This window comes from Achromobacter sp. ACRQX, assembly GCF_022346505.1.
GTDB classification, from domain to species: domain Bacteria; phylum Pseudomonadota; class Gammaproteobacteria; order Burkholderiales; family Burkholderiaceae_B; genus Achromobacter; species Achromobacter animicus.
The window spans coordinates 1-21,901 of sequence record NZ_JAKRML010000035.1 but is presented as its reverse complement, the minus strand read 5'-3'; the positions used below and the strand labels follow the sequence as shown (position 1 = coordinate 21,901).

At 65.4% G+C, this 21,901-nt stretch carries 18 protein-coding genes; 17 read left to right on the top strand and 1 reads right to left on the bottom strand.

The genetic code is table 11. The annotated features are described in order from the left end of the window. Positions 1-215 precede the first annotated feature (215 nt). The 17 genes from MHZ91_RS24275 (at position 216) to MHZ91_RS24195 (ending at position 20,686) form a co-directional block, all read left to right on the top strand. A complete protein-coding gene (locus MHZ91_RS24275; RefSeq protein WP_175125945.1) occupies positions 216-1,379 on the top strand; it encodes an ABC transporter substrate-binding protein in 1,164 nt (387 codons plus the stop codon). A gap of 185 nt (positions 1,380-1,564) precedes the next feature. Beyond that, positions 1,565-2,485, top strand: a complete 921-nt coding sequence (locus MHZ91_RS24270) for a branched-chain amino acid ABC transporter permease (protein ID WP_063953921.1) — start codon at positions 1,565-1,567, stop codon at positions 2,483-2,485. A gap of 2 nt (positions 2,486-2,487) precedes the next feature. Then, positions 2,488-3,450, top strand: coding sequence for a branched-chain amino acid ABC transporter permease (locus MHZ91_RS24265; protein ID WP_175125944.1), 963 nt, complete (start codon positions 2,488-2,490; stop codon positions 3,448-3,450). Between the two features lie 8 nt (positions 3,451-3,458). Further along, positions 3,459-4,289, top strand: a complete 831-nt coding sequence (locus MHZ91_RS24260; RefSeq protein WP_239216086.1) for an ABC transporter ATP-binding protein — start codon at positions 3,459-3,461, stop codon at positions 4,287-4,289. Next, positions 4,289-4,993 carry an ABC transporter ATP-binding protein gene (locus MHZ91_RS24255; RefSeq protein WP_175139050.1) on the top strand — a complete coding sequence of 235 codons (705 nt, stop codon included), beginning with the start codon at positions 4,289-4,291 and terminating at the stop codon, positions 4,991-4,993. The genes MHZ91_RS24260 and MHZ91_RS24255 overlap by 1 nt, the downstream gene beginning before the upstream one ends. A gap of 320 nt (positions 4,994-5,313) precedes the next feature. Beyond that, positions 5,314-7,299: a biofilm regulation protein phosphatase SiaA gene (gene siaA, locus MHZ91_RS24250; RefSeq protein ID WP_239216084.1), complete on the top strand. Its 1,986-nt coding sequence runs from the start codon at positions 5,314-5,316 to the stop codon at positions 7,297-7,299. A 23-nt stretch (positions 7,300-7,322) separates the two neighbouring features. Further along, positions 7,323-7,862, top strand: coding sequence for a biofilm regulation protein kinase SiaB (siaB, locus tag MHZ91_RS24245; protein WP_056564586.1), 540 nt, complete (start codon positions 7,323-7,325; stop codon positions 7,860-7,862). A gap of 37 nt (positions 7,863-7,899) precedes the next feature. Beyond that, complete coding sequence (siaC, locus tag MHZ91_RS24240) at positions 7,900-8,277, top strand: biofilm regulation phosphoprotein SiaC (protein ID WP_175139020.1); 378 nt, start codon at positions 7,900-7,902, stop codon at positions 8,275-8,277. Then, on the top strand, positions 8,274-9,071 hold the full coding sequence (gene siaD / locus MHZ91_RS24235; RefSeq protein ID WP_175125940.1) for a biofilm regulation diguanylate cyclase SiaD: 798 nt from the start codon (positions 8,274-8,276) through the stop codon (positions 9,069-9,071). Before siaC ends, siaD begins: the two co-directional genes overlap by 4 nt. Positions 9,072-9,110: 39 nt before the next feature. Beyond that, positions 9,111-11,687, top strand: coding sequence for an EAL domain-containing protein (locus MHZ91_RS24230; protein ID WP_239216081.1), 2,577 nt, complete (start codon positions 9,111-9,113; stop codon positions 11,685-11,687). Positions 11,688-12,848: 1,161 nt separating this feature from the next. Continuing rightward, positions 12,849-15,200 carry a bifunctional salicylyl-CoA 5-hydroxylase/oxidoreductase gene (locus MHZ91_RS24225; protein WP_239216079.1) on the top strand — a complete coding sequence of 784 codons (2,352 nt, stop codon included), beginning with the start codon at positions 12,849-12,851 and terminating at the stop codon, positions 15,198-15,200. Next, the gene (locus tag MHZ91_RS24220; protein ID WP_239216078.1) at positions 15,197-15,988 is read left to right on the top strand and encodes an SDR family NAD(P)-dependent oxidoreductase; all 792 of its coding nucleotides are present in this window, start codon (positions 15,197-15,199) and stop codon (positions 15,986-15,988) included. The genes MHZ91_RS24225 and MHZ91_RS24220 overlap by 4 nt, the downstream gene beginning before the upstream one ends. Positions 15,989-16,030: 42 nt before the next feature. Next, the gene (locus MHZ91_RS24215) at positions 16,031-16,888 is read left to right on the top strand and encodes an enoyl-CoA hydratase family protein (protein WP_239216077.1); all 858 of its coding nucleotides are present in this window, start codon (positions 16,031-16,033) and stop codon (positions 16,886-16,888) included. Between the two features lie 2 nt (positions 16,889-16,890). Next, positions 16,891-18,060: an acyl-CoA dehydrogenase family protein gene (locus MHZ91_RS24210; RefSeq protein WP_191578247.1), complete on the top strand. Its 1,170-nt coding sequence runs from the start codon at positions 16,891-16,893 to the stop codon at positions 18,058-18,060. A gap of 62 nt (positions 18,061-18,122) precedes the next feature. Beyond that, positions 18,123-19,763: an AMP-binding protein gene (locus tag MHZ91_RS24205; RefSeq protein WP_239216076.1), complete on the top strand. Its 1,641-nt coding sequence runs from the start codon at positions 18,123-18,125 to the stop codon at positions 19,761-19,763. A gap of 25 nt (positions 19,764-19,788) precedes the next feature. Next, on the top strand, positions 19,789-20,229 hold the full coding sequence (locus MHZ91_RS24200; protein WP_191578240.1) for a thioesterase family protein: 441 nt from the start codon (positions 19,789-19,791) through the stop codon (positions 20,227-20,229). A 49-nt stretch (positions 20,230-20,278) separates the two neighbouring features. Next, entirely contained in the window at positions 20,279-20,686 is a 408-nt protein-coding gene (locus MHZ91_RS24195; protein ID WP_175125933.1) for a RidA family protein, read from the top strand. 674 nt (positions 20,687-21,360) lie between these two features. Here MHZ91_RS24195 and MHZ91_RS24190 read toward each other — a convergent pair. Further along, a partial coding sequence (locus tag MHZ91_RS24190; protein ID WP_239216075.1) for a helix-turn-helix transcriptional regulator occupies positions 21,361-21,901 on the bottom strand: 541 nt, incomplete at its 5' end.

Sequence of the window (21,901 nt, the reverse complement as noted above, 5' to 3'; positions counted from 1 at the left end):
GACTTGTTTTGCCGATTACTTTAAACCTAAACTATGAACCACGCCAGTTTTCCCTGTGCTGCATAAGGGGATTGGGGCGTTGCAGAGCATACGTTCTGCAGGCACCGGCCTGACGGCGGCGACCATCGCGCCAGCGGGCCGGGCATAGAAGTCTTTCGCATCGCACTTTCAAAAAGAACACCCTCTGCGCGGGCTCGCGCACGGAGCACACCACCATGCGTTTGATCACTTCCTTCCTGGCTGCCGCCGCCCTGATTCCGGCCCTGGCACAGGCCGACACCGTCAAGGTCGGCATCGCCAACGACATCTCGGGCCCGTTCTCGGCGCTGGGCGCCGAAGCCCGCGACGGCTTCAACCTGGCCATCAAGCAACTGGGCAGCAAGCTGGGCGGCCAGCCCGCGGAATTCCTGCAAACCGACATGGGCGGCAATCCGGACCAGGCCCGCCAGCTCGTCACGCGCTACATTCAGCGCGAAAAGGTCGACTTCTTCACGGGTCCCATCGGCTCGAACGTCGCGCTGGCCGTCGGCCCCGCGCTGTTCGCCGCGAAGGTGCCCTACCTGTCCAACAACCCCGGTCCCAGCCAGTTCGCCGGCGCCCAGTGCAACAACTATTGGTTCGGCACGTCGTACCAGAACGATGCCTTCCACGAAGCGGCCGGCAAGGTCGCGGCCGATCGCGGCTTCAAGAAGATGTTCATCATGGCCCCGGACTACCCGGCCGGCAAGGATGCGCTGACCGGCTTCAAGCGCGGCTACAAGACCGCTCCGGGCGACGAGGTCTACACCAAGCTCGGCCAGATCGACTACGCCGCAGAGATCGCGCAGATCCGCGCCGCCAAGCCGGACGCCGTCTACATCTTCCTGCCGGGCGGCATGGGCATCAACTTCGTCAAGCAGTTCGTGTCCGCCGGCCTGTCGCAGAACGTCAAGCTGATCGGCCCGGGCTTCTCGGCCGACGAGGACGTGATCCAGGCCGTGGGCGACCCCATGCTGGGCATGTACAACACGGCGCAATGGGCGCATGACCTGGACGTGCCGCAGAACAAGGCCTTCGTCGAGGCCTTCCGCAAGGAATACAACGGCCGTTACCCGTCGGTGTACGCCGCCCAGGCGTACGACGTGATCATGGCCATGGACGCCGCCGTCAAGCAGGCCGGCGGCAAGGCCACCGACCGTGATGCCATCGTGAAGGCGCTGGAAAAGGCCGACTACCCCTCGGTGCGCGGCAGCTTCACCTACGGCAAGAACCACTACCCGATCCAGGCTTACTACCTGCGCGTCGTCGAGAAAGACGGCAGCGGCCGCATCACCAATAAGCTGGTGGGCAAGGTCTTCGACAAGTACCAGGACGTGTACGTAGGCGACTGCAAGCTCTGATCCCCCCGAAGCGCTGCGCGCTTCCCCCCAGGAAGCGTCGCAGCGGACCGGCGAAGCCGGATCCGCGCGACCCCGCTTGGGGGCGGCGGCTTGGGCGCGGGGATGCGTCGCTGATGCAGGTGGGATAGCTTTGGTGAATTGATCGCGGGGGCCCTTCGGCGGCGCGCGGCAAGGGGGAAGTTTTCATGACGTTTACGCTGATCGTCGAGCAATTGCTGAACGGTCTGCAGTTTGGGTTGATGTTGTTTCTGATTGCGGCCGGGCTGACCCTGGTGTTCGGGATCATGGACATCATGAATCTGGCTCACGGCTCGCTCTATATGGCTGGCGCCTATGTCGCCGCCGAAACCATGCAACGCACCGGCTCGTTCACCGCCGCGGTTCTTGTGGCGGCGGTTGCCACGGGCATCGTCGGCATCGTGCTGGAGCTCTCGCTCATCCGCCGCCTGGCGCTGCGCGACCACCTGGCCCAGGTGCTGGGCACCTACGCCGTCATCCTCATCGCCAATGACCTGGTCAAGATGATCTGGGGTCCGGCGCCGGTCATGCTGAACATGCCCGCGATGCTGTCCGGTCCCGTGCGCCTGTTGCCCGACCTGATGTATCCCGCCTACCGCCTGATGATCATCGTCTTCGGCGTGGCCGCGGCCGCGGGCCTGTACTGGTTCGTGACGCGGACCCGTGCCGGCGTGCTGGTGCGGGCCGGGGCGTCGAACCGCCAAATGGCCACGCTGATGGGCGTGCGCGTGCCGCTGCTGTTCCTGGGCGTGTTCGTGCTGGGCGCGATGCTGGCCGCGGTGGCGGGTGCGCTGCTGGGGCCGATCACCTCGGTGCAGGTGGGCATGGGCGAAGAAATCCTGATCCTGGTGCTGGTGTGCATCGTCATCGGCGGCATCGGCTCGATCCGGGGCGCCTTCGTGGGCGCGCTGCTGGTCGGCATGGTCGACACCGCCGGCCGGGCGTTCCTGCCGATGCTGCTGCGCCAGGTGTTTTCGCCGGCCGTGGCCTCCAGCGTCGGTCCGACGCTCGCGGCCATCGCCATCTACGTGTTGATGGCGGCAGTGCTGGTGTTCCGGCCCTCTGGCCTCTTTCCGGCGCGGGGCTGACCATGAAAACCAAGATCTGGACCGTGGTCCTGCTGGCCGCGCTGGCGGTGTTCCCGCTGGTCGCGCCCATGCTGGGCCTGGACTTCTACATTTCCTTCGTGCGGCGCGTGCTGATCTACGCGCTGGCGGCAACCAGCCTGAACCTCATCCTGGGGTATGGCGGCATGGTGGCCTTGGGTCATGCGGCGTTCTTCGGCGCGGGCGCCTATGCGGTGGGCATCCTGTCCATGTCGGGCGTCACGTCCGCGCTGGTGTCCTGGCCGGTGGCCATGCTGCTGGCGGGCGTGCTGGCCTGCATCACGGGCGCGATCTCGCTGCGCACACGAGGCGTGTACTTCATCATGATCACGCTGGCGTTCGCGCAGATGCTGTTCTACATCTTCATCTCGCTGCGCCAGTACGGCGGTGAGGATGGCCTGAACCTGCCGGGATATTCCACGCTGCCGGGCATCGACCTTGCCCACGATGTCAGCTTCTATTACCTCGTGCTGGCCCTGTTCGCGCTGCTGATGTGGGCCTTCGGTCACGTCGTCGCCTCGCGCTTCGGCATGGCGCTGCAGGGCATCCGCGAGAACGAATCGCGCATGGAGTCCATGGGCTATCCCGTGTACCGCATCAAGCTGATGGCGTTCACGCTGAGCGGTGCGGCAGCGGGGCTGGCCGGCGCGCTGCTGGCCAACCACAACCTCTTCATATCGCCCAGCCTGATGCATTGGACCCAGTCGGCCAACCTGCTGATCATGGTGCTGGTGGGCGGCATCGGCCTGCGCTATGGCGGCGTGGCCGGTGCGGTCGTGATGCTGACGCTGGAAGAAGTGCTGCGCCTGTGGACCGAATACTGGCACCTGCCCCTGGGCGTGCTGCTGCTCTGCGTGGTGTTTGGCGCGCCGCGCGGCCTGGTCGGCCTGTTCGGGCCGCTGTTCAGCGGGCGCGCTGCGCCGCAATCCGGCAAGGTGGGCTCATGAGCAATCCGATGAATGCCACGACTGGCGCAGCCGCGAATTGGACGCAACCCGCGGGGACGCACCGCTTGGGGACACCCGCCCCGGGAACGCACGCCCTGCAGGCGCGCGGTCTGGTCCGGCGCTTTGGCGCGTTGGTGGCCACCGACAACGTATCGCTGTCGCTGGCGCCGGGCGAGATCCATGCCCTGATCGGCCCCAACGGCGCGGGCAAGTCCACGCTGATCCACCTGCTGTCGGGCACGCTGTCCGCCGACGCCGGCACGCTGGAAGTCGACGGCCGCGACGTCACCGCAATGAACGCGCACCAGCGCGTGGCGGCGGGCCTGTCGCGGTCCTACCAGATTACCAACATCTTCAAGCAGTCCAGCGTGCTGGATAACCTGGTGCTGGCCGTGCAGGCCCACGCCGGCAGCAGCTTCCGCTTCTGGAGGCCGCGCGCCGCGGAATCGGCGCTGTACGAACAGGCGCGCGAGCTGGCCCGCGAATGCGCCATCGACGCCAGCCTGCTCGACCGCGCCGCGGGCACGTTGCCGCACGGCGAACAGCGCAAGGTGGAATTCGCGCTGGCGCTTGCCGCCCGGCCCAAGGTGCTGCTGCTGGACGAACCCATGGCAGGCATGGGGCCCGACGAAACCGTCCGCCTGACCGAATTGATCGAATCCTTGCGGGGACGCGCCGCCATGCTGCTGGTTGAACACGACATGCAGGCGGTGTTCCGTCTGGCCGACCGCCTGTCCGTGCTGGTGTACGGGCGGGTGATTGCCTCGGGCACGCCGGACGAGATCCGCGCCAACCCCGAAGTGCGCCAGGCCTACCTGGGCGACGAGGAGACCGCATGATGCTGACCATCGAATCAGCCAAGAGCGGCTACGGCGCCAGCCAGGTGCTGTTTGGCGTGGACCTGGAGATCGGCGCGGGGCAGGTCGTGACGCTGCTGGGCCGCAACGGCATGGGCAAGACGACGCTGCTGCGCACGCTGTTCGGCCAGTTGCCGCTGCGCGGCGGCAAGATCCATTTTGCAGGGCAGGACATCAGCGGATGGAGTCCGGACCGCATCGCGCGGGCCGGCGTCGCCATCGTCCCGGAAGGGCGCCAGTGCTTTCCCAATCTGACGGTGCGCGAACACCTGACGGCCTTCGTGGCCGGGCGCAACCCGGAGATCGGCGAACCGTGGACGCCCGATCGCGTCTTTGAACTCTTCCCCCGGCTGGCTGAACGCGCCCGAAACATGGGCAACCAGTTGTCGGGCGGTGAGCAACAGATGCTGGCCATCGGCCGCGCGCTGGTGACCAACCCCCGGCTGCTGATTCTGGACGAAGCCACCGAAGGGCTGGCCCCGAAAATCCGGGAAGAGATCTGGAACTGCCTGGCGCGTCTGCGTCAGGCCGGCCAGACGATCCTGGTGATCGATAAATATGTCGAAAGGTTACTCAGCCTGGCCGATCGCCATGTCATCCTGGAACGCGGCAAAGTCGTGTGGACCGGCAACTCGCAAGCCCTGGACGCCGACCGCAGCCTCTGGGAACGCTATCTGGGCGTCTAGCCAACGTGTAGTAATAAAGCTGCAAATCGGACCTGCCAGACGTAACAGCGTCTGATATAAAACGCAATAAATCACGATATATATTGCTGCGGTGAAACTTAAGGTGTCTCGAACGCATCCAGACGTTTGCACCTGTATCAATAAACCCCCCTGGCATCTACACTAGCCGCGCCGGTTGCCCGCATGGGGCGCCGGCGTTCAGGCTCATGGCTCAAAAGGCGGGGCGAAGCACGGGTACGGCGCCTCGTAAGGTCAGCGCGTCCTATCTGCGTCCCCTTTTTCGCGCGTGGCGTCGCATCAAGTTGTCAGGAAGACTTTGCATGGCGAAATGGGGATTGCGCAGGAAATCACTGATGGCGCTGCTGTTGGCGTGCCTGGTCGCCTTGGCGCCGGCCGCGCTGATTGGCTGGCAGGTGCTGGACGGCGTCCGCGAGCACTTTGGCCGCGCCTTTTCCGACAACTTCACGCAACTGAACCGCCAGCGCATCCTGGCGCCGGTGTCGCGCGAACTGGCGCTGTCGCAGCGCCTGGCCGACAGCGAGGTCACGCGCCGCTGGCTCCGCAATGAAAACGATCCCGCCGCGCGCGAGCTGTTCTTCCGCGAGGCCGACGGCTACCGGCGCGATCTGCTCGGCGGCGCGTACTTCATCGCCAGCGCCAGTTCCGGCAACTACTACTTCAACGACGACAAGCCGCTGTCGGAGACGCCGCGCTACACGCTCAGCCCCAGCGCGGCCGACGACGGCTGGTTCTACGCCACGATCAAGTCGCCCGCCCGCTACAACATCAACGTCAACCCGGACCTGAAGCTCAAGACCACAAAGGTCTGGATCAACGTACAGATCCGCGACGGCGAGACGGTCATGGGCCTGACGGGCGCCGGTCTGGACGTGGGCGGGTTCCTGAAGGAATTCGTGAACAGCGGCCAGCCCGGCGTGACGCCCATCATCGTGGACGAGGAAGGCGCGATCCAGGCGCACATGAACCCCGCGCTGATCGCCTACAACTCGGGCGCGGGCGGGGCGGGCGGCAAGGGCATGGTCTTCAGCCTGCTGGATCAGGGCGAAGGCCGCGCCGAGCTGCTGTCGGCCATGCATGCCGCGCAGGCGGATCCGCAGTCCGTGCAATCGGCCTGGGTCAAGGTGGACGGCGTGCGCCAGCTCGTTTCGGTGGCGTACATGCCGGAGCTGCACTGGCACGTCCTGACCGTGGTCGACCTGGGCGCGGCCCGGGTGCTGGACACCGGCTGGCTGTGGCCGGCGGCCATCGGCCTGGTGCTGCTGTTTGCCGCGATGCTGCTGTGCTTCGGCTACGCCATCGAGCGCCTGATGCTGCGCCCCTTGCGCCGCCTGCAGCAGTCCGCGCGGGCAATCGCCGACGGCAGCTACGACGTGCGCCTGCCGCCGGGCGGGCAGGACGAGATCGGCGACCTGAGCCGCGCGTTCGGCGTGATGGCCGACAAGGTCCGCAAGCACACGGCCGAGCTGGAAACCAAGGTGCGCGAACGCACCTCGGAACTGGAAGACGCCAACCGCGCCATGGCCGCGGCGCACAAGAAGATCGGCGACTCCATCGACTACGCCAGCCTGATCCAGCGCGCGATCCTGCCGGACCGCCAACTGACGCAGTCGCTGGGCGCCCACCATTTCGTGCTGTGGAAGCCGCGCGACGTGGTTGGCGGCGATTTCTACGTGTTCCGTGAGGACGGCGCCAACTGCCTGCTGGGCATCATGGACTGCGCGGGCCACGGCGTGCCCGGCGCGCTGATGACGATGCTGGCGCGTGCGGCGATCGATCTGGCGATCACCGAGGTTGGACCCGGCGATCCCGCGGGCATTCTGACGCGTACCGACAACGCCATCAGGGCCATGCTGGCCGACGCGCAGCTGCCCCGCGCCTTGGCGACCAATACCGATGCGGGGCTGGTATATATTGACCGGCAAGCCGGCAGGCTGCTGTACGCAGGCGCGAAGATCAGCCTGTACGCAAGTGACGGCGAAAACCTGCATGAGGTGCCCGGCGGCCGGCGTGCGCTGGGCGACAAGCGTATGGGGGTTTACGAGAACAACGCGTTGCAGATGGAGCCGGGCTGGACGTATTACCTGGCGACCGACGGTTTTCTGGATCAGGCGGGCGGCGAGCACGGGTTCGGCTTTGGCAATACGCGCTTTGCGGACATGCTCAAGACACACGCGCGCCGGCCGTTAACCGAACAGGCGGCCGCGTTCAGCCAGGCGCTCGCCGAGTACCAAGGTGGCCGACCCCAGCGCGACGACATCACCTTGCTGTCTTTCCGTTTCGAATAATCGTTATCAAGGCGGTACCCTCCATGAATGCCTCCGATCTTTACGCGTTGGGCGCGCGATTCGACCAGAACCGCACGTTGCTGTGTTTCAACGGGCCGATCTCGCGCAGCCTGATCGAGGAAATCGGCAATGCGCTGAAGAACTACCTGAACGCCGAGCACGTCCGGCCCGCTGAAGCCATGGACGTGTTCTCGGTCTACATCGAGATGATCCAGAACATCCGCCAGTACGCCGCGCAGAACGGCGACGCGGACGCCTCCGCCACGGTGGTGATCGGCCGCCGCGATGAAAGCCGCTACGTGGTGTCGGCGGGCAATCTGGTCAGCGCGGAAGACGGCCACAGCCTGGTCGCCCGCATCCAGGAACTGGCCGCGCTGGACAAGCCGGCCCTGAAAGCCGAATACAAGGCCCAACTGCACAAGCCGCGTACGCAGGGCGTCGCGTCGGGCGCGGGCCTGGGCCTCATTGACATCGCGCGCCGCGCCGGCGCGCCGCTGGAAGCCAGCCTGACTCCCGCTGCACAGCCGGGCAAGGCCTTCTTCAGCCTGAGCGTGGTGGTCTGAGGACGCGCGCTCAACAGGATTATTTTCGGAGTATTTGATGAAAGACCTGAACATTCCCGGGACCCAGTCCACGCCCGCCATCACCGCCGACGCTGCCGCCGGCGTGCTGGCGATGCGCGGCGACTCCTACCCCGAGAATTCCTTCGAGCTGTTCGGCCCGGTCATTGAATGGGTCGAGACGTACCTGCAGGATCGCGACACGCCGCTGAAGCTGGAGCTGGAACTCCTGTACCTGAACACCAGCAGCATCAAGTCCGTCATGGACATCTTCGATGTGCTCGAAGCCGCGCACCGCAAGGGCCGCGAGGTCGGCGTCACCTGGTTCTACGACATGCGCAACGAGCGCGTGGGCGAACTGGCTGAAGAGTTCAAGGAAGACTGCACGTTCCCGTTCTCGGTGGTTGGCCGCCAATGAAACCGGGCGCCGCCGAACTGGATCAGCGTATCGCCGAGCTGCTGGCGGATCCGGCGCATGCCGGCCATCCGCTGCGCGACGCGCTGGAAGCGCTCTGGCGGCACACCGAGGAACAGATGGCGCGCATTCAGCGCGTCACGCAGCTTTCGGACGCCTATCAAAGCATGGCGCACGAACGTGAACTGGGCCTGTGCGACCAGTTCGACCGCCAGCTGCGCCGCCTGACCCGCATCGCGCGGATCTCGGATCACTATCAGAACATGATGCGCGACCTGAACCGCGCGCTCGAGGAAACGTCCAGCCGCGACCCCCTGACGGGCCTGTTGAACCGGCGCGCGCTGATGGAAATGATCAAGCAGGAAGTCCAGCGCGCTGCGCGCAGCGGCGACAGCTTTGTCGTCGCGATGCTGGACGTGGATCACTTCAAGGCCGTGAACGACCGTTTCGGCCACGAGACGGGCGACCGCGCGCTGGTCGAACTGGCCGGCGTGCTGGGCGAAAGCCTGCGCGAATACGATCTGTGCGGCCGCTGGGGCGGCGAGGAATTCCTCGTGCTGCTGCCCCATACGGACCCGGACGCGGCGCAGGCGGTCATGGACCGCCTGGTGAGCGACGTGCGGGGGCTGGCGATGCCGGCCGGCGACGAAGTCCTGCGGCTGACGGTCAGTATCGGCATGGCGTATCACCAGTTGGGCGAAACGTTTTCGGAGACGCTCAGCCGGGCGGATCAGGCGTTGTATCTGGCCAAGCAGGACGGACGCGATCGCGTCGCCCTTGGTTTTCCGAGGCGCTGAATGAAACCGGAACAGCTGTTATCCGGGTTGGAGCCCCTTATGCTTGATTCTCATCTTGGCGGGTCGCAGTCGAACCCCCAAGGCGCCGCGTGGCATGTGGGCAATTATCTGACGTCGATGGACCGCGCTTTGCTGCTGTTCGATTTCGACGCAGCCGGCTCCTTGTTGAACGGCAATACCAATTTCCTGGCCGCGGTGGGTTACACCCGCGAAGAGGCGCTGACCCTGCGCCACGAGCTGCTGTGCGACAGCATGGACGAAGGCAAGGGTACGCGCAGCGGCGAACAGGTTTGGGACCGGCTGCGCCGCGGCCAGCACTTTTCGGGCACCTGCCGCTACCGCAAGAAGGATGGCAGCTCGCTGTGGATCGAGGCGACCTACCTGCCGCTGCTGAACGACGCGGGCGAGGTGGGCCGCGTGACGGTGATTTCGCGCAAGTCGATCGCGGACGCGGAGCGCCAGGAAGAAATCCGCCTGCTGATGCTGGGCATCAACGAAACGGGCAACGCGGTGGCGGTGTCGGGCTCCGATGGCCGCATCGTCTACGTGAACGACGGCTTTCAGCGGATGCTCGGCTTTTCCCGTAGCGATGCGCTGGACCAGGATCTGGGCGAACTGCTCTCCGGCGGCCGCGCGGACGGCGGCACGCGCGAGGAACTGCACCGCCGCGTGGCCTGTCGCGAGGGCTACCACAAGGACGTGCTGGTCTATGACCGCGGCGGCAAGCCGCTGTGGGTGTCGGTGATGGCCAACTCGGTGTTCGACGAGCGCGGGACGCTGGTCAATATCGTGGACGTGCTGACGGACATTACGCCGACGAAGGTGCACGAGGTGCTGCAGCGCCGGGTGCTGCAGGCGATGGTGAACGAGGCCTCGGTGGTCGAGGTCATGAACATGGTGTGCCGCGAGGTGGAGCGCCTGGCGCCGGAAGTGGCGGCGTCGGTGGTTCGCGTGGACGATGCGGGCCTGTTGCGCCCGCTGGCGGCGCCGAGCCTGCCGCAGGGCTATTCGGACGCGCTGGAAGGCGTGCCGATCGGCCCGCAGGTGGGCGCCTGCGGCACGGCGGCGTTTCTGGGCCGTCCGGTGATCGTGCCGGACATTGCAACAGACCCGCTGTGGGACGATTACCGCCATCTGCCGCTGCCGGAAGAATACAAGGCGTGCTGGTCGTCGCCGATCAAGTCGAGCGATGGCCGGGTGATCGGGACGTTCGGTTTCTATTTCCGGGAACGCCGGCTGCCTGATGATTTCCATCACCGTCTGGTGGACGTGTGCGTATACCTGTGCGCGCTGGCGCTGGAACGCGAGGAAGCGCGCGCGCGCATCCGGCAATTGGCGTTCTATGACGAACTGACGGGACTGCCGAACCGCAATCTGTTGCTGGCGCAGGCGGAACAGGCGATCGCGCGGGCGGAGCCGGAGCGCAAGCGGGTGGCGGTGTTGTTCCTGGATCTGGACCGCTTCAAGCAGGTGAACGATACGCTGGGCCATCCGATCGGGGACGCGCTGCTGCGGGATGTGGCGCAGCGTCTGCGCCGGCTGGCGCGGGCGACGGATATCGTGGGCCGGCTTTCCGGCGACGAGTTCGTGATGTTGATGCCGGAGTTCGAACATGGCCGCCTGACCGCGGCGGCGGAACATATCCTGGTGGCGCTGGCGCAGCCGTTCTCGGTGGGGGGCATTACGCTGAATCCGTCGGTGAGCATCGGCATCAGCGTGTTCCCGGAGAACGGCCGGGACATGGATACGCTGCTGCGCCATGCGGACATGGCGATGTACCAGGCGAAGACGGCGGGGCGCAATCGCATTTCGTTCTTCAGCGCGGAGATGAATCGTCAGGCGCAGGAACGGTTGGCGCTGGAAGCGGCGCTGCGGGATGCGTTGGAAGCGAAGGCGTTGCGTTTGCATTACCAGCCGCAGGTTGGCTTGAAGAACGGCAGCCTGTATGGGGTGGAGGCGCTTGCACGTTGGCGCCATCCGACGTTGGGGGATATTTCGCCGGCGCGGTTTGTACCGCTGGCGGAAGAGTGTGGGCTGATCGGAGATCTAGGCGACTGGGCGTTGCGCGAGGCCTGCTCGCAATTGGCGATCTGGCGCAATAACGGTCTGCGAGTGCCTTCGGTGTCGGTGAACCTGTCGGCGACGAATTTCCACAATCTGAACCTGCCGCGGATGATTGCGGCGACGTTGGCTGAGTTCGGGTTGGCGCCTGCGGATTTGATGCTGGAGATTACCGAGGGCGTGGTTCTGGATGCCACGGCTGGGACGTTGCGCACGATTGCTGAACTGCATCGGTTGGGCGTACGGCTGTCGATGGATGACTTCGGGACTGGATATTCCAGCCTGGGGCATTTGCGGCGCCTGATCGTTGACGAACTGAAGCTGGATCGCAGTTTCGTGCAAGGGTTGGAGAGCGATGATGCGGCTCGGGCGTTGACTAGCGCTGTGATTCGGATCGGGGAAAGCTTGAGTCTGCCGGTTGTGGCTGAAGGCGTTGAGAACGAAGAGCAGCGGCGGTTTCTGATCGAGCAAGGGTGTGCTGCGGGGCAGGGGTTTCTGTTTTCGCCGCCGTTGCCTGCTGGGGATCTTGAGGAGTGGTTGCGGGCTCGGGGGTGATTGGTTCTCTTCCTTTGCCGGGTTGAGTTCTTGAGGCGTCCGGCACGGTGGCGTCCCGGGGCGCGCGGGGCCACGATTGCGGTCCGGAGCCTTCGCTCCGGACTGCCCCGTCGTCATCTTCGTCCGCCTTCGGCTCCCTTCAGATTCCCTCGGGCTTATCGACGCCCCGCGCACCCCGGGACGCCACCGCACCGGACTCTGGCAATTCGAGTTTTCAGGCAGCGGGGGCGGTCGGCGTGCTTGGCATTTTTGCGCAGTTCCTTTCGGGCTCGGAGCATCTTGCGGTGCCCGTCTCCGTTCGGCCGCGCGGGCGGCCTCCGGAGACTTACGCGGCGTCTTGCGGCGTGGTGATGACGCTTCGCGAGTAGGTAGCGTTTGGGTGTCAGACACCAGTGGACTCGTAAGACTAAATCGGGTGTCAGACACCATGAAGCACTCCGGCCGCCATTCATCGTCACTTGAACTCACGTGCCCGATGGGCGGCGCGAACCGGTCGGCAGGCTGTGGCGAACCGTCGCCGCGCCGCCCATCACGGCTCTCCCCACGGTGATGCTGGAGCTTTAGAACCCCACTCCCCGCAAGCGCGCAAGCGTCTACCTCCACGACGACCCACAACGCGTATGCCGATCGTGGCCGCCCGCGCGGCCGCGACTCGGCGGGCCCCGCAAGACTCGTCCCTGACCACTGCTCTAGCAGCGCCCCGAATCATGCACACCGCAGCTCCTCGGTGCGGGCGACAGGGGGCCGAGCGCCGTCGATGCGCCCGAGGGAATCTGAAGGGAGCCGAAGGCGGACGAAGATGACGACGGGGCAGTCCGGAGCGGAGGCTCCGGACCGCAATCGTGGGCGCTCGGCCCCCTGTTGCCCGTGCCGAGGGGCGGGAGAAGAACGCAGCAACCGCCAACCCAGAACCAACGGTCAAAGCGGCCTCAACGACACCCCGTACGCTCTTCTGCACCCACACCTATACCCCGCCTCTACACCCGACCTCCAATCGTCCCCATTTCCCCTCCCCCTCCAGCATCACTAAATACTTTCCCTCATTTGCACACCCACCACTTCCGATATATATTTCAAGCCTAAACTATCCAGACCTAAATATCTGCGGCTTCCGCTCCAGCACCATAGAGCGACTGTCGCGTACTTGGAGCGTATACGGCAATGAAGATAGTCTGCATCGGCGGCGGTCCCGCCGGCCTGTATTTCGGTCTGCTCATGAAACTGCAGAACCCCGCCAACGAAGTCACCGTCATCGAACGCAACCGTCCGTATGACACTTTTGGCTGGGGCGTGGTCTTCTCCGACGCCACCATGCAGAATTTGCGTGAGGCCGATCCCGTATCGGCGCAAACCATTGGCGATGCGTTCAACCATTGGGATGACATCGACATCCATTTCAAGGGACGCAGCATCCGCAGCAGCGGCCACGGCTTCATCGGCATTGGTCGCAAGAAGCTTCTGAACATCCTGCAGGCGCGTTGCGAAGACGTGGGCGTGAAGCTCGTGTTCGAGAACTTCGTCCAGGACGACCAGGCCATCGCCCGCGAGTACGACGCCGATCTGGTCATTGCCTCGGACGGCATCAACAGCCAGATTCGCACCCGGTACGCCGAAACGTTTCATCCCGACATTGACCAGCGCCGCTGCCGCTTCGTGTGGCTGGGCACCAAGAAGGTCTTCGATGCCTTCACCTTTGCCTTCGTGCAGACCGAGCACGGCTGGTTCCAGGCGCATGCTTACCGGTACGAGGACGGCATGTCGACGTTTATCGTCGAGACGCCGGAGGAAACCTGGCAGGCTGCGGGCATCGAGCAGATGAGCCAGGAAGAGGGTATCGCCTATTGCGAGAAGTTGTTTGCGCCCTGGCTGGACGGCAATCCGCTGATCAGCAATGCGTCGCACCTGCGTGGTTCGGCGATCTGGATCCGTTTCCCGCGCGTCATCTGCAATACGTGGGTCCACTGGAACAAGCTGGACACCGCCCGTGGCGAGCGCCGCGTGCCGGTCGTGCTGATGGGCGATGCCGCGCACACCGCGCACTTTTCCATCGGGTCGGGCACGAAGCTGGCGCTGGAAGACGCGATCGAGCTGGCGCGTTGCCTGAGCGGCGCGGAAGGCAGCGTCGAAGCCGGACTGCGTCATTACGAAGAAGTGCGCAGCGTCGAGGTGCTGAAGATCCAGAACGCCGCCCGCAACTCCACCGAATGGTTTGAGAACGTCGAGCGCTACGCCGACCTGGAGCCCGAGCAGTTCGCGTATTCGTTGCTGACCCGTTCGCAGCGCATTTCGCACGAGAACCTGCGCCTGCGCGATCCGGCCTGGCTGGAAGGCTTTGAGCGCTGGATCGCGGAACGCGCCGGCGCGGCCACGCCGGAGGGCCGGCGCCCGGCGATTCCGATGCTGACGCCTTATCAGGTGCGCGGCGTGCGGCTGAAGAATCGCATCCTGGTGTCGCCGATGGCCATGTATTCGTGCACGGACGGCGTGCCGGGGGATTTCCATCTGGTTCACCTGGGCGCGCGCGCCATGGGTGGCGCCGGGTTGGTGATGGTGGAAATGACCTGCGTGTCGCCGGATGGCCGCATCACGCCGGGGTGCCCGGGGCTGTGGAACGACGAGCAGCAGCAGGCGTTTGCCCGCATCGTGAACTTTGTGCACGGCAACAGCGATGCGCGCATTGGCATGCAGTTGGGTCATGCGGGCCGCAAGGGGTCGACGCAGCTCGGCTGGCAGAAGATCGATCATCCGCTGGCAGAGGGCAATTGGCCGCTGGTGTCGGCATCGGCCCTGCCGTACATCGAAGGCGTGTCGCAGACGCCGCGCGCGATGACGCGCGCGGATATGGATGAAGTGCGCGACAACTTTGTGGCGGCGGCACGCCGCGCGGCGGCTGCGGGCTTCGACTGGCTGGAGCTGCACTGCGCGCACGGCTATCTGTTGTCCAGCTTTATTTCGCCGCTGACCAATCGGCGTGAGGATGAATACGGCGGCAGTCTGGAGAACCGGCTGCGCTTTCCGCTGGAGGTGTTCCATGCGGTGCGGGCGGTGTGGCCCGAGGACAAGCCGATGTCGGTGCGGATCTCGGCCAGCGATTGGGTGGAAGGCGGCATCACCGCGGACGATGCGGTCGAGATCGCGCGTCACTTCAAGGCGGCGGGCGCCGACATGATCGATTGCTCGTCCGGTCAGGTCAGCAAGGAAGAAAAGCCGGTGTACGGCCGCATGTTCCAGACGCCGTTTGCCGACCGCGTCCGCAACGAAGCCGGCATCCCGACGATTGCGGTGGGCGCCATCTTCGAGGCGGATCACGCCAACGGCATCATCGCGTCGGGCCGTGCAGACCTCTGCGCGCTGGCACGTCCCCATTTGGCTGACGCCTCCTGGACGCTGCGCGAAGCGGCGCGCGTGGGCTATGTTGATGTGTCGTGGCCGAGCCAGTATTTCGCCGGCAAGCGCCAGCTTGAGACCAACTTCGAACGCGCCGCCGCGATGGCGCAACTGGATATCAAATGAACGCACAATCGCTGCCGCTCGCCGGGCGTCACGCCCTGGTGACGGGGGGCGCGCGCGGCATCGGCCTGGCAGCCGCCCGGGCGCTGCTCCAGCGCGGCGCCCGCGTCACGCTGCTGGGCCGCGATGGCGGCGCGCTGGACGCGGCCGCCGACGACCTGGCCCGATTGGGTCAGGTGCAGGCCGTCAGCGCGGACATTGCCGACGAAGCCTCGGTGCGCGCGGCCTTCGCGCAGGCCGAAGCGGAGTTTGGCCCGGTGCTGATCCTGGTGAACAACGCGGGGCAGGCGGTCAGCCAGCGTTTTGACCGCACGGACGCCGCGCTGTGGAACCAGATGCTGGCCGTCAATCTGACGGGCACCTTCCACTGCATCCAGGCCGCATTGCCCGGCATGCTGCAGGAAAAGTGGGGCCGTGTGATCAACGTGGCCAGCACCGCAGGGCTGATCGGTTATGGGTATGTAAGCGCCTACTGCGCTGCAAAGCACGGCGTGATAGGGCTGACCCGGTCGCTGGCGCTGGAAACGGCGCAGAAGGGCGTGACGGTCAACGCAGTCTGCCCGGGCTATACCGAGACCGACATCGTGCGCGGCGCCGTCGCCAACATTGTCGAGAAGACCGGCATGACGCCGGAAGCCGCCCGCCTGAAACTGGCGGAGCGCAACCCGCAGGGCCGCCTGGTGCAGCCCGAGGAAGTGGCCGAGACGGTCGCGTGGCTGGCGCTGCCGGCCTCCGCTTCGATCAACGGCCAGGCGATTGCCGTCGACGGCGGCGAAGTGATGACCGGCTGAGGCCGGCGTTCCATCCACCCAGCATTCATGAACGGAGACACCATGAGCACCCAGCCCGAAGAGCACACCATGAAGCATCACAAGCGTCCCATCGCCGGCTACCAGGCGAAGACGTTCCTGTGGCAGGTGTCGGACGACGGCAAGGTCGGCACCATTACGCTGAACCGTCCCGAGCGCAAGAATCCGCTGACGTTTGATTCGTACGCGGAACTGCGCGATTTCTTCCGGTCGCTGGTGTATGCCACCGACATCAAGGTGGTGGTGGTGACGGGCGCGGGCGGCAATTTCTGCTCGGGCGGCGACGTGCACGAGATCATCGGCCCGCTCACGAAGATGAGCATGCCGGAACTGCTGGATTTCACGCGCATGACGGGTGATCTGGTCAAGGCCATGCGCGCTTGCCCGCAACCCATCGTGGCGGCCGTGGACGGCGTGTGCGCGGGCGCGGGGGCGATGGTGGCGCTGGCGTCGGATATGCGCTTGGGCACGCCGGCCGCGCGGACCGCGTTCCTCTTTACCCGCGTGGGGCTGGCGGGGGCCGACATGGGCGCATGCACGCTGCTGCCGCGCGCGATCGGTCAGGGCCGTGCTTCCGAGCTGCTCTACACCGGCCGCGCGATGACGGCCGACGAGGGCGCGAGCTGGGGGTTTTTCAATGCGCTGCACGAGTCCGGCAAGCTGCTGGGAGCGGCGCAGACGCTGGCGGCGCAACTGGCCGCAGGTCCGACCTTCGCACACGGCGTGACCAAGAAGCTGCTGCACCAGGAATGGAACATGGGCGTGGACGAAGCCATCGAGGCCGAAGCCGAGGCCCAGGCCATCTGCATGCAGACGCGCGATTTCCATCGCGCCTACGAGGCCTTCGTGGCCAAGCAGAAGCCCGTCTTTGAGGGGAACTGATGATGCGCGACGCAAGCTGGCTGGACTGGCCCTTTTTCGACGACGCGCATCGCAAGCTGGCGCATGACGTGGACGCCTGGTGCGAGCAGTCGCTGGGCGACGTGGACCATCACGACGCAGATGCGGCATGCAAGAAGCTGGTCAAGGCCATGGGCCAGGCCGGGTGGCTGCGTTACGCGGTGGCAGGCGGCCCGGGCGGGGCTTGGGGCGGCGCGCTGCCGGAGGTGGACTCCCGCGCGGTATGCATCCTGCGCGAGACGTTTGCCCGGCATGAAGGATTGGCGGACTTTGCGTTTGCGATGCAGGGCCTGGGCAGCGGCGCGATTTCGCTGATGGGCTCGGATGCGCTGCGCCAGCATTACCTGCCGCGCGTGGCGCGCGGCGAGGCGATTGCGGCCTTTGCGCTGTCGGAGCCCGATGCGGGCTCGGACGTGGCGGCGCTGGCCTGCGAGGCGAAGCTGGATGGCGATCACTATGTGCTGAATGGCGCCAAGACGTGGATTTCGAACGGCGGCATCGCCGACTTCTATGTGGTGTTCGCGCGCACAGGCGAAGCGCCGGGCGCGCGGGGCATCAGCGCGTTCGTGGTGGATGCGGACACGCCGGGGTTCGAGGTGGCCGAGCGCATCGACCTGATCGCGCCGCATCCGCTGGCGACCATTACGTTCGACAACTGCCGCATCCCGGTGACGCACCGGTTGGGCGACGCGGGGCAAGGTTTCAAGCTGGCCATGATGACGCTGGACATCTTCCGCGCGTCGGTGGCGGCGGCGGCGCTGGGGTTTGCGCGCCGGGCGCTGGATGAAGGATTGGCGCGCGCCAAGTCGCGCCGCATGTTCGGCCAGACGCTGGCCGACCTACAACTGACGCAAGCCGCGTTGGGCGACATGGCAACCGCCATCGACGCCTCGGCGCTGCTGACGTACCGCGCCGCGTGGATGCGCGACGTGCAGAAGCTACGCACCACGCGCGAAGCGGCGATGGCCAAGATGACGGCGACGGAGTCGGCGCAGACGGTGATCGACCGGGCGTTGCAGATGTTCGGCGGCGCTGGCGTGGTGTCGGGGATGCCGGTGGAGAAGCTTTACAGGGAAATCAGAGCGCTGCGTATCTACGAAGGCGCCACGGAAGTGCAGAAGTTGATCATCGCCCGTGAATTGCTAAAGGCATAAAGGGCCATCGAGCGCCTGCTTTTTGCAACGTAAACCGCATCGCACAGCCAAGGGGAATTTTCATGGAAGTATCCGCCCACATCGACACCTTTGCCCGGGACAACCTGCCCCCGGGCGAACAATGGCCTGAGTTCCTGCTGGACGGCCCCGACGTGGCCTATCCAAAGCGTTTCAATTGCGCGGTGGAATTGGTTGACGCGATGGTCGGCCGAGGCCACGGCGATCGCGTGGCGCTGCGCTGGCGACAGGACGGCAAGCCGGCGACGATGACCTACGGCGAACTGGCCGCGCTGACGAACCGCATCGCGCGCGTGCTGACCGAGGACATGAAGCTGGTGCCGGGTAACCGCCTGCTGCTGCGCGGCCCGAACAATCCGATGATGGCGGCCTCGTGGCTGGCGGCGATCAAGGCGGGCCTGGTGACGGTGCCGACGATGCCGCTGCTGCGTTCGAAGGAACTGAAGCAGATTATCGAGAAGGCGCAGATCCAGGCGGTGCTGTGCGACGTGCGCCTGAAGGACGAGGCGCAGTTCTGCGCGCAGCCGGATCACGAGAACCACTGCCCGGGTCTGGCGCAGGTGATGTACTTCAACGATACGGCGGCCGATGCCCTGGACGCGCTGGCGGCCGGCAAGCCTGACACGTTCGAGGCGTGCGATACGGCGGCGGACGATGTGTGCCTGATCGCATTCACCAGCGGCACGACGGGCTCGCCGAAGGGCTGCATGCACTTTCATCGCGATGTGCTGGCGATGTGCGACCTTTTCCCGAAGCATGTGATCAAGCCGGGGCCGGACGACATTTTCTGCGGCACGCCGCCGCTGGCGTTCACGTTCGGGCTGGGCGGGTTGTTGTGCTTTCCGCTGCGAGTGGGCGCGAGCACGGTGCTGGCCGAGAAGCTGTCGCCCGAAAGCCTCTTGGAACTGATCCAGGAGTTCCGTGCGACGATCGTGTTCACGGCCCCGACCTTCTACCGCCAGATGGCGGCGCTGGTGGGCAAGTTCGATCTGTCGTCGCTGAAGAAGAGCGTGTCGGCGGGCGAAGCGCTGCCGGATGCGACGCGTCAGCTCTGGAAGGACGCAACGGGGATCGAGATGATCGACGGCATCGGCGGCACGGAGATGATCCACGTGTTCGTGTCGAGCCCGCCGGAGTCGGTGCGCCGTGGTGCGATCGGCCGCGTGGTGCCGGGGTACGTGGCGCAGATCGTTGACGATGAGATGAAGCCGGTGCCGAACGGGACGGTGGGCCGGTTGGCGATCAAGGGGCCTACGGGCTGCCGCTATCTGGCGGATGAGCGCCAGCGCCGGTTCGTGCAAGACGGCTGGAATCTGCCGGGCGATACGTTCGTGCAAGATGACGACGGCTATCTGTTCTACCAAGCGCGCAACGACGACATGATCGTGTCGGCGGGCTACAACATCGCGGGTCCGGAAGTCGAGGACGCGCTGCTGCGCCATGAGGCGGTGGCGGAGTGCGGGGTGGTGGGCGCGATGGACGACGAGCGCGGTCAGGTGGTGAAGGCGTTTGTGGTGCTGAAGCCGGGGTTTGCGCCAAGCGCAGAGCTGGTGACGGCGATGCAGACGTTCGTGAAGGCGAATATTGCGCCCTACAAGTATCCGCGCGCGATCGAGTTCGTGGATGCGTTGCCGCGGACGGAGACGGGAAAGTTGCAGCGGTTTGCGCTGCGCAAGATGGCATAGGCATCGCAAGCATCAAGGAAACATCATGGCAGCACCCATCACGACGGCTCCTTTCGTGAGCCAGGTAGAAGTCCGATTCCGCCATTGCGATCCGGCGGGGATCGTGTTCTATCCGCGCTATTTCGAGATGATCAATGATTTCGTCGAGGAGTGGTTCGACAAGGGAATGGGGTTACCGTTTCATGCGCTGCATGTGGAGCGGCACATCGGTACGCCGATGGCGTCGGTGACGTGCGATTTCAGCGCGCCGAGCCGGTGGCACGAGAAACTGCGGCAGACGCTGTCGGTGCAGCGCATTGGCGGTGCATCGTTCAAGGCGCTGGTGCGGTTTGAAGGGCCGGACGGGCAGTTGCGGTTGTCGGCGACGCTGACGATCGTGACGGTGGATCTGCGGACGATGAAGTCGATGCCGCTGCCTGCGGATCTGCGGGAACGCATGCAGCATTTTCTGGCAACCGCGGCATAAGCGGGCGCCACCCTGTGGTTTGTTTATTTGATCAATAGGATGAGACGTTATGAAGATTCTGCAACCGCCGGATTGGATGGCGCCCCGGGGCTATTCGAATGGTGTGCTGACCGAGATGCAGGTGGGCAGCAAGATCGTGTTTGTGGGCGGACAGGTGGGATGGAACGGGCAGCAGCAGTTCGAGTCCGATGACTTCGCGGACCAGGTGCGTCAGGCGCTGCTGAACATCGTGCAGATTCTTGCCGAGGGTGGGGCGAAGCCTGAGCATATCGTGCGGATGACTTGGTATGTGACGGACAGGAAGGAGTACGTTGCGGCGTATCCGGGCATTGGCAAACACTACCGGGAGTTGATCGGTCGGCATTTTCCGGCGATGACGGCGGTGGAGGTTGCCGCTCTGGTGGAGGATCGCGCGAAGGTTGAAATTGAAGTGACTGCGGTGGTGCCTGCGCAGTAGGGGTTTATTTGGTTTGACGGTGTATCGAAGGTTCGCCGCGTTTGCTTCCCGGCCGGCACCGGGGGGCGAGGGCGGCGGGCCTTCGGTGCTTGTGGGGCGGATTTTCTTGTGAGCATGCCGCTGAAGTCAGGTGTCTGACACCCTGCGCAGTGCATAGGTCCGTTTTCTAGATGTCTGGCCGTCGTCGATGATTCGCCGGTCGCGGTTCTTAAGACGCCCGGCGCGTCGTCGGTCTGGGGCGCGCGGGGCTACGATTGCGGTCCGGAGCCTTCGCTCCGGACTGCCCCTTCGTCATCTTCGTTGTCGCCTTCGGCGACTGCCTTCAGATTCCCTCGGGCGCATCTACACGCCCCGCGCGCCCCAGACCGCCGCCACGCCGGGCTCCGGTTTTTGCTCTTGGCGGTCGCTGGGGTGTACGGGGTTCTTTAGGTTCTTGTCCACGTGCTCGCGGGCATGAAACATCTTGCGGGGCCCGCCCCACGTCGGCCGCGCGGGCGGCCTGGTGGGGCTTACGCAGCGTCTCGCGTCCACGGGCCTGCGCTGCGCGCTTGCGGCGCGCCTAGGGCTGATTCCGGTGTCGGACGCCTATCGCAGGCACGTAGGACAGATTCCGGTGTCAGACACCACCATAAGCGCTTAAGACAGATTCCGGTGTCATACACCGCAGTCCGGGATCAGCTGCCCGCGCGTCGCGTCTCTTTCGGCAGTTCCCCGAACCGTTCCCGGTAATACTCCGAGAACCTCCCCAGATGCCCAAACCCCACGCTTAGCGCCACCTCCGTGACGCTCGCATCCGGCTGCGTCTTCAGCCGGCTCCTCGCCGCGTCCAGCCTGAATGCGCGTAGCGCATTCATCGGCGTCGTATTCCGGTGTTCCTGAAAAAGCCTAGTGAGGGCGGTGGCACTCGCCCCAGCGTGGCGCGCGATGGTGTTCAGCGTCAGCGGGGCGCCGAGGCGTTCTCGCATGAAGGCCTCGGCGACGCTCAGGCGGCGCGGGACCGTGTTGGGTTGGCCCGCGTGGTTTTGCCAAGTATTGGGCTGGTTGTAGAGCAAATGCAAAACCAGCGTGTCTTCCAGGTGCTCCAGCCACGCCGCGGGCGGGCGGCGGGCGCCGTCGTCCAAGGTGGGCAGCAAGTGGATCAGGCTGCCCATCATGCTGCGCCAGGCGGCGCCGATGGGCGTGTCCAGGCGCAGGGCGGGGCTGAAGTCCAGGGGG

Excerpts from the sequence above, each read along its gene's own strand:
- MHZ91_RS24275 (WP_175125945.1), top strand. The coding sequence starts at position 216 with ATGCGTTTGATCACTTCCTTCCTGGCTGCCGCCGCCCTGATTCCGGCC.
- MHZ91_RS24270 (WP_063953921.1), top strand. The coding sequence starts at position 1,565 with ATGACGTTTACGCTGATCGTCGAGCAATTGCTGAACGGTCTGCAGTTT.
- MHZ91_RS24265 (WP_175125944.1), top strand. The coding sequence starts at position 2,488 with ATGAAAACCAAGATCTGGACCGTGGTCCTGCTGGCCGCGCTGGCGGTG.
- MHZ91_RS24260 (WP_239216086.1), top strand. The coding sequence starts at position 3,459 with ATGAATGCCACGACTGGCGCAGCCGCGAATTGGACGCAACCCGCGGGG.
- MHZ91_RS24255 (WP_175139050.1), top strand. The coding sequence starts at position 4,289 with ATGCTGACCATCGAATCAGCCAAGAGCGGCTACGGCGCCAGCCAGGTG.
- siaA (WP_239216084.1), top strand. The coding sequence starts at position 5,314 with ATGGCGAAATGGGGATTGCGCAGGAAATCACTGATGGCGCTGCTGTTG.
- siaB (WP_056564586.1), top strand. The coding sequence starts at position 7,323 with ATGAATGCCTCCGATCTTTACGCGTTGGGCGCGCGATTCGACCAGAAC.
- siaC (WP_175139020.1), top strand. The coding sequence starts at position 7,900 with ATGAAAGACCTGAACATTCCCGGGACCCAGTCCACGCCCGCCATCACC.
- siaD (WP_175125940.1), top strand. The coding sequence starts at position 8,274 with ATGAAACCGGGCGCCGCCGAACTGGATCAGCGTATCGCCGAGCTGCTG.
- MHZ91_RS24230 (WP_239216081.1), top strand. The coding sequence starts at position 9,111 with ATGCTTGATTCTCATCTTGGCGGGTCGCAGTCGAACCCCCAAGGCGCC.
- MHZ91_RS24225 (WP_239216079.1), top strand. The coding sequence starts at position 12,849 with ATGAAGATAGTCTGCATCGGCGGCGGTCCCGCCGGCCTGTATTTCGGT.
- MHZ91_RS24220 (WP_239216078.1), top strand. The coding sequence starts at position 15,197 with ATGAACGCACAATCGCTGCCGCTCGCCGGGCGTCACGCCCTGGTGACG.
- MHZ91_RS24215 (WP_239216077.1), top strand. The coding sequence starts at position 16,031 with ATGAGCACCCAGCCCGAAGAGCACACCATGAAGCATCACAAGCGTCCC.
- MHZ91_RS24210 (WP_191578247.1), top strand. The coding sequence starts at position 16,891 with ATGCGCGACGCAAGCTGGCTGGACTGGCCCTTTTTCGACGACGCGCAT.
- MHZ91_RS24205 (WP_239216076.1), top strand. The coding sequence starts at position 18,123 with ATGGAAGTATCCGCCCACATCGACACCTTTGCCCGGGACAACCTGCCC.
- MHZ91_RS24200 (WP_191578240.1), top strand. The coding sequence starts at position 19,789 with ATGGCAGCACCCATCACGACGGCTCCTTTCGTGAGCCAGGTAGAAGTC.
- MHZ91_RS24195 (WP_175125933.1), top strand. The coding sequence starts at position 20,279 with ATGAAGATTCTGCAACCGCCGGATTGGATGGCGCCCCGGGGCTATTCG.